We start from the raw sequence: 11,763 nt of genomic DNA on the forward strand, positions 1-11,763 counted from the left end.
TCAGCCGATGAACCAGGTGTTGAAGCGTTCGATCACCGGATCGGCATTCGCGAGCCAATAAGCGGCGTCGATCTGCAACCCGGTCTCGATATTCGCCGGATAGGTCGGGCAGTTCTTTGCCACATCCGCCGGAATGTCGTCGAACGCCGCCGGCTGCACCACGCCCGCCGGAAAGAATTTCACCAGCTGCGCCATGCGCTTCGGGTCCGAGGCGAATTTGATCAGCTCGCGGCAAGCGTCGGCATTGGGCGTGCCCTTGAGGATCGACCAGCCGTCGCAGCCCCAGATGTTCTGGTTCCAGACGATTTCCACCGGCGCCCCCGCCGCCTGCGCCGATTGCGCGCGCGAAACCCAGGTGGCCAGAAGATCGACCTCGCCCGAGATCAGAAGCTGTTCCGCCTGCGCGCCCGAGGTCCACCAGATGTCCGTGGCGGGCTGCACCCGGTCCAGCGCGGCAAAGGCCCGGTCGAGGTCCAGCGGATAGACATCGCCCGCCGCCACGCCATCGGCCATCAGCGCCTGTTCCAGCGTGTCATAGGGGTGGCGGCGCAGCGCGCGGCGGCCCGGGAACTTCTCGGCATCGAACAGATCGGCCCAGGAGGCAGGCGCCGCGCGGCCCTCGAAGGCGTCCTTGCGATAGGCCAGAACGGTGGTGTAGACGTTCGTGCCCACCTGATATTCGTTGCGGAAATGCTGCGGGATCGACTGGATCACCGCCTCCGCATCAAGCCCGATGGGTTCGAGGTATTTCGTCTCGCCGCTGGTCAGTTGCAGCACGGCGGGGACGGAAATCTTGCCCATGTCCCAGGTGTAGGTCCCGGTTTCCACCATCGAACGGATCTGCGCGGTGGGTTCGGCCTGCGCCTGCGCGGGGATGACCTCGATGCCCGTCGCCTCGGTGAAGGGCTTGTAGAAGATTTCGGTATAGGCCTGCGTATAGATCCCGCCGTCGTCGCGCACCACGATGCGTTTCGTCTGCGCCAGCGCCTGCGACGGCCGCCAGATCGCCGGGGCCGCCAGACCCGCCGCCGCCCCCAGAAGCAGCGTGCGGCGTTTGATCGTCGGGGTGATGAGCTTCGTCATTCTGTCTCTCCTGTTGGTCGTTACGTTCAGTGTCCGGTCACGCGGCCGCGGTTCAGCAGGCCCTGCGGGTCGATGCAATCCTTGAGCGCGCGCATCAGATCAAGCTCCGGCCCGGCCTTGTAGCGCTCCATCAGCCCGGTCATCGTCTGGCCTACGCCATGTTCCGCGCTGAACGTGCCGCCGAGTTCGATGGCGATGTCATTGACCGCATTGCGGATTTTCGCCTCAAGCGCCTTGCGTTCGGGCAAAGCGTCCCAGACCGCCTGCGGGAAGAGCGCGATGAAATGGATGTTGCCGTCGCCGACATGGCCGACCACGGTGACCAGAATATCGGGGTGGATTTCCATCACCGCCTGTTCGGCGCGGGTGATGAATTCCGGCACATGCCCCACCGGCACCGCAGTATCCGAGGTGATGCTGACCCCGACCTTGAGGTTCGATTCCGTGACGCTGTGCCGGATCGCCCACATTTCCTCGGCCTGCGCCAGGTTCTGCGCGATGGCACCGTCGAGGATCAGCCCCGCCTCGGTCGCCTCTTCCAGCACCGCCATCATCACCGCGTCAAGGTCGGCGCTGTCGGTGAGTTCGATCATCAGATGCCAGCCGTCACGCTCCGCCACCGGCGCGGTGTAGCTGGTATGGTCGAGCACATTCGCCAGTTGCTGCGCGTTCATAAGCTCGAACGCCGTCAGGCTGCGTCCGGCATGGCGGCGCACCAGTTGCAGCAGTTTCAGCGCATCCGCCGGCGCCGCGATCCGCAGCCAGCACATCGAAATCACCGGCGTTGCGGGGTGCAGCCGCATCACCGCCCCGGTGATCAGGCCCAGTGTCCCTTCGGCGCCGATGAAAAGCTGTTTCAGGTCATAGCCCGAGGTGTCCTTGTGCAGCGCGCGCATCATGTTCAGCACCCGCCCATCGGGCAGGACGACCTCAAGCCCCAGCGTATTCGCCCGCGTCGTGCCATAGCGCACCACCGCCGTGCCGCCCGCATTGGTGGCGATGGTGCCGCCCAACTGGCAACTGCCCTCCGACCCCAGGCTGACCGGATAGAGCATGCCGTTTTCCGCCGCCGCCGCCTGTAGCTGCGCGATGGTGCAGCCTGCATCCGCCGCGATGGTGAGGCCAAAGCTGTCCACCGCGCGGATCCGTTGCATCCGCTCCATCGCAATGATCACCGGGCGGCGGTCATCGGGCGTCGCGCCGCCGCAGAGGCTGGTATTGCCACCCTGCGGCAGCATCGGCCACCCGGCGCCATGCAGCAGTGACACCAGCGCCGCCACCTGCGCCGTATCGCGCGGCTTGCACACGCACAGGGCGGGTTCGTGGAACTTGTGCCGCGCGTCGGTGCAATAGCCCGCCATCTCCGCCGGGGTGTCCAGAACCGCGCCGGGGCCGAGCAAGGCGTGGATGTCTGCCAGAAGGCGCGATTCGGGGATGGTCAAGATTGTTTCCTCCGGACGGTCAGAAGCGACATCTTCGTGATCCGCAGACGGGCGGAATCATTGTTTAATGATTCTTATCGCAAAAATTTCATCATAGATAGAAAAATTATCCTATAAGAGAAAAACAGATCGGAAGGTCCGCGCCGGTCTTGGTTTTCCGCGCGTGATGTGGTCAGAGGGAGAGGCGACGAAAGGCGCTTGCGCCCGTCGGACAGCAGGCTGGAGAAAGATGCCGATCGTGAACCAGGTGGGTGACATCGCGATGAGACAGCGCCAGAGGGCGCGGCCCCGGGCGGAGCAGCCGCTGGACCTCGGGCCGCGGCTCAAGGCGTTCCGCAAGGGCCGGCACCTGACGTTGCAGGAGGTCGCGCGCCTGACCGGGGTCTCCACCTCGGCGCTGTCGAAGATCGAGCGCAACGACCTGTCGCCGACCCTGACCACCCTTCAGCGCATCGCGAGCGGCCTTCAGGTCGAACTGTCGGCCCTGCTGGGCGACGATCCGGGCCATGCCCCGGCCACGGGGCGGCGCAGCATCGCCCGCGCGGGGCAGGGCGACAACATGAACAACGCGACCTGCAACAACCGGTTGCTTTGCGCCGATCTGAAGGACAAGTTCTTCACGCCGATCCGCACCGTGGTCAAGGCCCGCTCGCCCGAGGAATACGAGACCTGGGGCGTGTCGGACGGGGAGATCTTCCTGACCGTGCTGAAGGGCGAACTGGTCGTCCACAGCCGGATCTATGAGCCGCTGGTCCTCTATCCCGGCGACAGCATGTATTACGACGCCTCGACCGAACATTGCTGGACCTCGCAGGGCGAAGGCGATGCCGAACTGATCTGGATCCTGGGAATGCGCCCGGCCTGAATCCCGGGGATCGCGAAAGCGCAACCGCGGCCCATGCTGGCGCCAATGTCCGACCGGGGCGCAGGTGCGGGATACGGCGGTCGCGAAGCTGCTGCTCATCGACGCGCAGACCGGCGGGACCGGCTTGCGCGATGCGCATGCCGACGACAGCCGCAGCAAGATTGCCTGGTTGGGGGGGCGACGAAGAAACCAACCTGTTCGCCACGCTTGCCGGTGCGACGGAGATGGTGCTGAACGCTGTCTGCCGGGTCTGCGCGATGCGACGGGGGAGGCAGTCTCGATTTGGCCGCCACCCGGACCTGCGGCTGTTCACCTTTGCCGACGGATCAACGGGGGCGGTTTCGGGACGCATCGGTGACGTCTACCATATCGCCGAAATCCCCGCCGTGCCGCTTCCGGCTTCGGGTTGCTGGCGGTTGTGCGCGGGGCGTGAAGCCCCGTCACGGGCCGGTGCAGGCCCGCGCCTGCATCAGGCCCGCGCCGAACACCTTGTCGCGCCCGGGCGACCCCAGATCGCGCGCCCCCTTTGTCAGCCAGTCGAGCGCGGCGGCGCTGTCGCGCACCGCCCCCGCCCGCACCGCCGCCGCCAGTTCGACGGTGACGAAGGGCGCCGCGAAGCTGGTGCCCGTCCATTCCGCGCCCTGCGGTGCGCCCGGATCCGCCGCCCAGACATTGACCCCGGCGGCGGCGATATCGACGAAATCGCCGGTCGAGGCGTTGCGGTAGATGCGGTTGCGCCGGTCCGTCGCGGTCACCCCGATCACCCCGGGATAGGCCGCCGGATAGCGCGGCCCCCCGCGCGGCCCGCCATTGCCCGCCGCAGCGACAAGGATCGCCCCGCGCGAGACGCTGCGCGCCACCGCATCCTGAAGAAGCGCGTTCGGAGGGCCCGCGATCGACAGGTTCACCACTTTCACCTTCTCGTCGGCCATCCAGTCGAGCGCCGCCACGAGGTCGATCGCATCGGCATAAAGGGTCTCGCCCCGGCCGTCGAACACCGCGGCGGAATAGAGCACGGCGGAGGAGACCAGTTGCCCCCCGGCCGGTGTTTTCCCGGCGATGATGCTGGCCACGGCGGTTCCATGCGGCGCGGGCCGGAAGCGCGCGGAGGCGGGTTCGCGCCGGATCGCCACCCCGCGCAGCGACGGGTGGTCGGCGATGGCGGTGTCGATGATGCCGATCCGGGCGCCGCTCACGCAACTGCCGCGCACCGGCATCCCCATGACGCCGCGCCCGTAGACCGCCCCGCCCGGCGAATAGACGTGGGACAGGTCGAAGACCGCGCGCGGCGCCGCCGCGACGGCGGCCGCGAGGGCGGCGGCATCCTTCATTCCGGCGGGCGGCGCCAGCCGCGCGGCGATCCCCGAGCTCGCCGTCCGGCTGCGGATGACGCGGAAACCGCGGCTTTGGAGCGCGCTCAGATCCCGTGCGCTCAGCCGTGCCGCCGAGATTTCCGCGCGCCGAACACGGTCCCGCCCGTCACTGCCACTATCGCGGGTGCGCAGGTTGCGGGGCATCCTGTCGTCATCGTCATCGTCATCGTCATCGTCATCGTCATCGTCATCGTCATCGTCATCCTCGTCGTCGTCGCGATCATCATCGTCCCGGTCATCATCCCGGTCGTCGTCGTCCCGGTCATCATCATCCCGGTCGTCGTCCCGGTCCCGCCCGCCCCGGTCTCGCCCGCCCCCGTCGTCATCGCCGCCATCGTCATCGCCCCCGTCATCGTCATCGGCGAGCGCGGCGCCGGCCAGAAGCAGGGCATCGTGCCGCGCCGCCTGTTCCGCCAGCGGCAGGGCGGCCAGCGACGCAAGGACGAAAATACTCAGGAAAGGACGGATCGGTTTCACGGCGGGCCTGTCTGCAACATTCGGATGACAACGGACAAGAGGCATATTTCTTCCCGCCCGAACAGATTTTTTTCGCCGCATGGATGAAAACGGCGGCCTTGCGCGTAATCTGCAAAAGACACGGCGGATGGATTGATGAGACCTGAATTTGCCAATGACCTCGTTCGGCTGGTTCCGCAACTGCGGCGCTTCGCGCTCGGGCTGTGCGGGAATGCCGATGATGCCGACGATCTGGTGCAGGCCGCGTGCGAACGGGCGCTGAAGAATGCGGATGCCTTCGTTCCTGGCAGCCGGATGGATAGCTGGATGTATCGGATCGTGCAGAACCTGTGGCTGGACAGCCGCCGCCGGTCGCAGGTGCGCGGCACCGCCGTCGATCCGGAGGAAGCGGGCCTGCACGACCATGGCAAGGGCGCCCGCGTGGCAGAGGACCGCATGATGCTCGACCATGTGTTCGGCGCGATGGACAGGTTGCCCGACGGGCAGCGCGCCGTGCTGACCCTTGTCGCGGTCGAGGGCCTGAACTACCGCGAAGTCGCCGAGGTGCTGGACATCCCCGAAGGCACCGTGACGAGCCGCCTCGTCCGCGCCCGCGAGGCGCTGGCCGGACGGTTGATGCCGAAAGGAGCCCGCCAATGACCACCGACCACCGGATCGACCCGCTTTTGCTGCATGCCTTCGCCGATGGTGCGCTGAGCCCCGAGGACGCCGCCCGTGTGGTGATACATCTGGCGGACCACCCCGAGGATCAGCAGGAGGTCGACCGCATCATGGCGCTGAACGCGATGCTGGCGCGGGCCTGTTCGGGGCCGATGTCGGAACCCGTACCGGAGGCGATCCGCCGCACCATTTTCGGCGGACCGCGCCGCGCCGGAGGCGGTTGGCAAAACCGGCTGGTGCTGGCGGGGATGGCGTTGGCGGCGGCGGTCGCGGTGGTGGCGCTGCTGCCCCCGACTTCGGGGATGAAGCTGGTGCCGGGGCTGCTCTCTGCGCGCAGCCCGGTCGCGCAGGCGCTGGACGAGATTGCCACGGGGGCGCCGCGTCTGGTCGCCGAGGGGACGGCGCTTTCGGTTCTGGCCAGCTTCCGGGTCGAGGGCGGATATTGCCGCGAATTCGCGCTGCGCGACGATGCCGATGAACAGGTCGGGCTGGCCTGCACCGGGGCCGAGGGCTGGACCCTGCGCGCCCATCGCACCGTGGCCGCGCCGGAAACCGCCGAGGGTTATGTCCCGGCGGCGGGGGAGGCGGGCGATCCGATCGGCGAGATGCTCGAAACCCTTGGCGCGGGTCCGGCGCTGACACCACAGGAAGAGCAGCAGGCGCGCGACGCAGCCTGGCGCTGACCAAACGGCCGCCCCGATCGGGCGGCCGTTTGCCTGCCGTCCCTGTCGTGAACCCGCAGGATTCCGGGACAGGGCCGCGGGAAACAAGGGCTGGGACCATCGCGCCGAGCGCAGCGCTCGGCGCCGGGCCGCCGCGATACGTCCGCGAAAGATTTTCCTCAATCCGGTGGATGGGTTTCCGCGCTGCGGCGTTGTCATGGAAACGTCATGTCCGCCAGGAAAAGGAACCGGGTCCATGCAGCATTTCGCGCCTGATGCGCAGCAACCCTTCGCCGTGCCGCGCCGTATCGGCCGCCCGGGCCGTGTCGTGCTCTATTCGCATGACACGCTGGGCTTTGGGCATTGGCGGCGCAATCTGCTGCTGGCGCAGGCGCTGCGGCGGCTGCCCGAGGCGCCGCAGATCCTGATGATCGCCGGGATGCACGAAGCGGGGGCCTTCGCCCTGCCCGAAGGGGTCGATGTGCTGACCCTGCCGGCCTATGGCAAGGATGGCACCGGCGCCTATCGTGCCCGCAGCCTGGGGCTCGATGTCAAGGAACTGGCCGGGCTGCGGGCGGTGTCGATCCATGCGGCGGTGGCGGCCTTCGACCCGGATCTGCTGATCGTCGACAACGTGCCGCGCGGCGCGCAGGGGGAACTGGACCCGACCCTGAGCATGCTGCGCGCGCGTGGCCATGCGCGGATCGTGCTGGGCCTGCGCGACGTGATCGACAGCGCCGAAACCGTGCGCCGTCAGTGGCTGCAAAGCCGCAACTTCCGCGCCCTGCGCCGCTGGTTCGACGAGGTGTGGATCTATGGCGATCCGGAGTTCTACAACCTGATCGCGGAATACGGCTTTGGCGCCGAACTGGATGCGCGGGCGCGCTTCATGGGCTATCTCGACCAGCGCGAGCGGCTTGCCGTGCCCCCCGCGCCCGTCCGCGCGCCCTATATCCTGTGCACCGTCGGCGGCGGGCGGGACGGCGCGCGGATCTGCGACGCCTTCGCCCGTGCGACCCTCCCCGCCGGGCATCGCGGCATCCTGATTGCGGGCAGCCAGATGCCCCCGGCGGAGCGCGCCGCGCTGCGCGCCCGGATCGCGGCGCGCGGTGACATCGAGATGATCGACTTCCTGCCCGAACCCCTGCCGCTGATCGCGGGGGCGGCGCGGGTGATCACAATGGGCGGCTACAATACCGTGACCGAGGTGCTGTCCTTTGGCGTGCCCACGCTGATCGTGCCGCGCATCCGGCCCCGGCTGGAACAGATGCTGCGCGCCGAAAGGCTTGCCCGGCGCGGGCTGATCGGCCTGATCGACCCCGACCGGCTGACGCCCGAAACCCTCTCCGCGTGGCTCGCCGGGCCGGCACCACGCACCGACCTCGCGCGCGGCGTGCTGAACATGGGCGGGCTGGATGCCGTCCGCCGCCGCGCCGCCGAAATCCTTTGCCCCCTTGACGAAAGAGCCTGCGCATGACCCGTTCGACCCTCCCCGCCCGCACCGGATATGTGGTGAAGCGGTATCCGCGCTTTTCCGAAACCTTCATCGTCAATGAAATCCTCGCGCATGAGGAAACCGGTCGCCAGATCGACATCTTCGCGCTGCGCAGCGTCGAGGAAAGCCATTTTCAGGATGCCATCTCCCGCGTGCGGGCGGCGGTCACCCGCGTGCCGGACCGGCTGCGCGGCACGGATGAGTTCTGGCACCTGATCCAGGCCGCCCGCGACCTGCCGGGGTTCGCCTCGCTGGCCGCGCGCTTTCCAGAGGCTTCGGGCCGGGATGTGGCCCAGGCGATCGCCATCGCCCTTGCCGTGCGTGACCGCGGGATCGAACATCTGCACGCCCATTTCGGCACCGTGGCGGCGACGGTCGCGCGGATCGCCGCCGCGCTGGCCGGGGTCACATGGTCGGTCACGCTGCATGCCAAGGACATTTATTGCCACTATGCCGAAAACCAGCATCTCGACCTGAAGCTGCGCGATGCCGATGCGGTGGTCACCGTGTCGGATTACAATGCCGCCCATCTGCGGCGCAGCCACGACGGGGTGCGGCCGGTGCGGATCTACAACGGCATCGACCTTGACCGTTTCGCCTGGCAACCGCCGCGCGCCGAGGCGCAGGAGATCCTTGCCGTCGGCCGTCTGGTCGAGAAGAAGGGCTTCCACATCCTGATCGAGGCGCTGCGCATGCTGGCCGCGCAGGGGCGGCCGGTGCGCGCGCGCATCATCGGCGCGGGCGAGGAGGAGGCGGACCTGCGGGCGCAGATCGCGTCCTGCGGCCTTGGCGGCAGCGTGCGGCTCTGTGGCCCGATGCCGCAGGCCGAGGTCCGCGCGGCGATGGCCGGTGCCGCGCTGCTCGCCTGCCCCTGCGTGATCGGCGAGGATGGCAACCGCGACGGGATGCCCACCGTCCTGCTGGAGGCGATGGCGCTTGGCCTGCCCTGCGTGGGCTCGGACGTGACGGGGATCCCCGAACTGATCCGCGACGGGGAAAACGGTCTGGTGGTGGAGCAAGGCGATGCGGCGGCGCTGGCCGTGGCGATGGGTCGGCTGCTCGACGATGCCGGTCTGCGGGCGCGGTTCTCGCGCGCCGGGCGCGACACGGTGGAACGCGACTACGACATCCGCCGCAACGTGCCGCATCTGGGCGAGGTCTTCGACCGCACCGCAGCCGCGCGGAGGGCCGCGTGATGCACATCGCCTATGTCTGCACCGATCCCGGGATCGAGGTCTTTGGCCACAAGGGCGCTTCGGTCCATGTTCAGGAAATGCTCGCCGCCTTTCTGGCACGCGGCGATGCGGTTACGCTGATTTCGCCGCGCATCGGGCCGGTTCCGCCGCGCTTTGCCGCGCTGCGGCTGATGCCCCTGCCGCCGCTGCCGCGCGGTACGGAAGCCGAGGTCCGCGCACAGGCGCAGGCCGCGCTGAACGATCTGGTGACGGAGGCGCTGCGCGCCGCGCCCTTCGATCTGGTCTATGAACGCCACGCGCTCCATGCCCATGCCGCGATGGAAGAGGCCCGCCGTCAGGGCATTCCCGGCGTGCTGGAGGTCAATGCCCCGCTGATCGAGGAAACGCAGCGGCACCGGAGCCTCGCGCTGGCCGACCATGCCGCCAGTAGCGCCGCCCGCGCGATGCGCGCCGCCCGGCTGGTCAGCGCGGTCAGCCCCGCCGTGGCCGAAAGCGCCCGTGCCCTTGGGGCGACGCGGATCGAGGTCATCGCCAATGCGGTCGATCCCGCCCGCTTCCCGGAGGTGTCCCGCCCGCAGGACCGCCTGACGGTGGGGTTTCTGGGCACGCTGCGCCCCTGGCACGATGTGGCAACGCTGGTGCGCGCGATGGATCCGCTGCGCCGGGCGCATCCCACGGCCCGGCTGCTGATCGTCGGCGACGGGCCGGAGCGCGCGCGGCTGGCGCCTGAGCTCGCGCGCCTCGGTGCCGAATGCAGCGGTGCGGTGGCGCCGGGCGAGGTGCCGCAGTGGCTCGCGCGGATGGATATCGCGGTGGCGCCCTATGCCGGGGATCAGCCGTTCTATTTCTCGCCGCTGAAGATCTACGAATACATGGCCTCGGGCCTGCCGGTGGTGGCGAGCGACGTGGGCAATCTGGCGCAGGTCGTGCGCCATGGCGAAACCGGGCTGATCTGCCCGCCCGACGATCCGGCGGCGCTGGCCTCGGCGCTGGCCCGTCTGGCCGGGGACAGGGCGGCGGCGCGGCGCATGGGCGCGGCGGGGCGGGCCGAGGCGCTGCGCGATCACACCTGGGCGGGGGTCGCCGCGCGCGTCCTGGCGGAGGCCGCGTGATGGCCCGGCCAGAGACACTGAGCCAGAGCCTGCCGGGCATCGGCCGCATCCTGCGCCGGCTGGCGCCCTATATGCGGCCCCATCGCGGCCTGATCCTTGGCGGTGGCGCGGCGCTGATCGCGGCAACGCTGATGAAGCTCGCCGAACCCTGGCCGCTGAAATTCGTGATCGACCGGCTCGCGGGCGGGGGCGCGGCGGTGACGGAGCTTCAGCTTCTGGGCCTGTGCGCGGCGGGGGTGGTGGCCGCCACCGCCCTGCGCGCGCTGTTCGACTATCTGGCGACGGTGGCCTTTGCGCTGGCGGGCAACCGGCTGCTGACCGCCGTTCGGGCCGATCTGTTCCGGCATCTGCTGGACCTGCCGCTCGCCTTCCATACCCGGGCGCGGGCGGGCGACATCACCATGCGGCTGATCGGCGATGTCGGCATGCTGCGCGAAACGGCGATCACCGCCGCGCTGCCGATAGCGGCGAACCTGCTGGTGCTGGCGGGGATGATCGGGGTCATGCTCTGGCTCGATCCGGTGCTGGCGCTGGCCGCGCTGCTTCCGGCGCCACTGCTCGGGCTGATGACGGCGCGGGCCGGGGGGCGGATCCGCGCGGTCAGCCGCGACCAGCGCAAGCGCGAGGGCGATATGGCCGCCACCGCGACCGAGGCGATGGCGGGCATCCGCACCATTCAGGCGCTTGGCCTACAGGACCGGATCACCGGCCGGTTCGGCGGCGCCAATGCCCGCAGCCTGCGCGAGGGGGTGCGCGGCACGCGCCTCGCCGCCGGGCTGGAACGTCGGGTCGATCTGCTGGTCGGTCTGGCGACGGCGCTGGTGCTGTGGATCGGGGCGCGGGCGGTGCTGGACGCGCGGATCACGCCCGGCGACCTGCTGGTGTTCCTGACCTATATGAAGAACACGTTTCGCCCGGTGCGCGACTATGCCAAATATTCGGCGCGGCTGGCGAAGGCTTCGGCGGCGGGGGAGCGCGTGATTTCGCTGCTCGACACGCCCGGCGGGATTCCGGACGGCCCGGAGGAGGCAAAGGCCTTGTCCGGGGCGCTGTCCCTGCGTGGGCTGCGGTTCGCGCCGGAGGGGGTTCGGGTGCTCGACGGGCTGGACCTGGATGTCCCCGCCGGGCAGTTCGTGGCGATCACCGGGCCTTCGGGCGCGGGCAAGTCGACGCTGGCGAGCCTGATCCTGCGGCTGGCCGATCCGGACGAGGGCGCGATCGAGGTCGATGGCCACGACCTGCGCCGCTTTACCCGCCATTCGCTGCGCGGGCAGATCACCTATGTGCCGCAGGAGCCGTTGCTGTTTCGCGGCTCGATTGCCGAGAACATCGCTATGGGCTGCACGGATGCCTCCCCCCGCAGATCGAGGCGGCGGCGCGGCTGGCCCATGCGCATGA

The 11,763-nt window shown here is 69.1% G+C and carries 10 protein-coding genes and 1 pseudogene; 8 read left to right on the forward strand and 3 right to left on the reverse strand.

From position 1 onward, the window contains the following. Nucleotides 1–1,083 (reverse strand): ABC transporter substrate-binding protein, encoded by a 1,083-nt coding sequence (locus QM789_RS19695; protein ID WP_420353547.1) that lies wholly within the window; start codon nt 1,081–1,083, stop codon nt 1–3. 26 nt (nt 1,084–1,109) lie between these two features. After that, nucleotides 1,110–2,525 (reverse strand): FAD-binding oxidoreductase, encoded by a 1,416-nt coding sequence (locus QM789_RS19700; RefSeq protein ID WP_420353548.1) that lies wholly within the window; start codon nt 2,523–2,525, stop codon nt 1,110–1,112. Between the two features lie 229 nt (nt 2,526–2,754). Between QM789_RS19700 and QM789_RS19705 the strand changes: the two genes are divergently transcribed. Further along, the gene (locus QM789_RS19705) at nt 2,755–3,390 is read left to right on the forward strand and encodes a helix-turn-helix domain-containing protein (protein WP_420353549.1); all 636 of its coding nucleotides are present in this window, start codon (nt 2,755–2,757) and stop codon (nt 3,388–3,390) included. A 440-nt stretch (nt 3,391–3,830) separates the two neighbouring features. On the opposite strand, the gene QM789_RS19710 is transcribed toward QM789_RS19705, so the two are convergent. Further along, the gene (locus tag QM789_RS19710) at nt 3,831–4,721 is read right to left on the reverse strand and encodes a S8 family serine peptidase (protein WP_420353550.1); all 891 of its coding nucleotides are present in this window, start codon (nt 4,719–4,721) and stop codon (nt 3,831–3,833) included. Here QM789_RS19710 and QM789_RS19715 point away from each other — a divergent pair. The 7 genes and pseudogenes from QM789_RS19715 to QM789_RS19745 form a co-directional block, all read left to right on the forward strand. Beyond that, complete coding sequence (locus tag QM789_RS19715) at nt 4,653–5,327, forward strand: hypothetical protein (RefSeq protein ID WP_420353551.1); 675 nt, start codon at nt 4,653–4,655, stop codon at nt 5,325–5,327. The two genes, QM789_RS19710 and QM789_RS19715, sit on opposite strands and share 69 nt — an antisense overlap. A gap of 48 nt (nt 5,328–5,375) precedes the next feature. Next, nucleotides 5,376–5,879, forward strand: a complete 504-nt coding sequence (locus QM789_RS19720) for an RNA polymerase sigma factor (RefSeq protein WP_420353552.1) — start codon at nt 5,376–5,378, stop codon at nt 5,877–5,879. Next, complete coding sequence (locus QM789_RS19725) at nt 5,876–6,583, forward strand: anti-sigma factor family protein (protein WP_420353553.1); 708 nt, start codon at nt 5,876–5,878, stop codon at nt 6,581–6,583. The genes QM789_RS19720 and QM789_RS19725 overlap by 4 nt, the downstream gene beginning before the upstream one ends. Before the next feature lie 235 nt (nt 6,584–6,818). Then, nucleotides 6,819–8,039 (forward strand): glycosyltransferase family protein, encoded by a 1,221-nt coding sequence (locus QM789_RS19730; protein WP_420353554.1) that lies wholly within the window; start codon nt 6,819–6,821, stop codon nt 8,037–8,039. Continuing rightward, the gene (locus QM789_RS19735) at nt 8,036–9,253 is read left to right on the forward strand and encodes a glycosyltransferase family 4 protein (RefSeq protein WP_420353555.1); all 1,218 of its coding nucleotides are present in this window, start codon (nt 8,036–8,038) and stop codon (nt 9,251–9,253) included. Before QM789_RS19730 ends, QM789_RS19735 begins: the two co-directional genes overlap by 4 nt. Continuing rightward, nucleotides 9,253–10,365: a glycosyltransferase family 4 protein gene (locus QM789_RS19740; protein WP_420353962.1), complete on the forward strand. Its 1,113-nt coding sequence runs from the start codon at nt 9,253–9,255 to the stop codon at nt 10,363–10,365. Before QM789_RS19735 ends, QM789_RS19740 begins: the two co-directional genes overlap by 1 nt. Nucleotides 10,366–10,436: 71 nt before the next feature. After that, a pseudogene (locus QM789_RS19745) lies at nt 10,437–11,714 on the forward strand (ABC transporter ATP-binding protein); the annotation flags it as partial. Nucleotides 11,715–11,763: the final 49 nt, after the last annotated feature.

Origin of the sequence: Paenirhodobacter sp., assembly GCF_047600745.1 — a bacterium.
GTDB lineage: Bacteria > Pseudomonadota > Alphaproteobacteria > Rhodobacterales > Rhodobacteraceae > Rhodobacter.

Bases quoted from the DNA above. Each gene is read 5' to 3' on its own strand.
- QM789_RS19695 (WP_420353547.1), bottom strand. From the start codon at position 1,083: ATGACGAAGCTCATCACCCCGACGATCAAACGCCGCACGCTGCTTCTG.
- QM789_RS19705 (WP_420353549.1), top strand. From the start codon at position 2,755: ATGCCGATCGTGAACCAGGTGGGTGACATCGCGATGAGACAGCGCCAG.
- QM789_RS19710 (WP_420353550.1), bottom strand. From the start codon at position 4,721: ATGAAGGATGCCGCCGCCCTCGCGGCCGCCGTCGCGGCGGCGCCGCGC.
- QM789_RS19720 (WP_420353552.1), top strand. From the start codon at position 5,376: ATGAGACCTGAATTTGCCAATGACCTCGTTCGGCTGGTTCCGCAACTG.
- QM789_RS19725 (WP_420353553.1), top strand. From the start codon at position 5,876: ATGACCACCGACCACCGGATCGACCCGCTTTTGCTGCATGCCTTCGCC.
- QM789_RS19730 (WP_420353554.1), top strand. From the start codon at position 6,819: ATGCAGCATTTCGCGCCTGATGCGCAGCAACCCTTCGCCGTGCCGCGC.
- QM789_RS19735 (WP_420353555.1), top strand. From the start codon at position 8,036: ATGACCCGTTCGACCCTCCCCGCCCGCACCGGATATGTGGTGAAGCGG.
- QM789_RS19740 (WP_420353962.1), top strand. From the start codon at position 9,253: ATGCACATCGCCTATGTCTGCACCGATCCCGGGATCGAGGTCTTTGGC.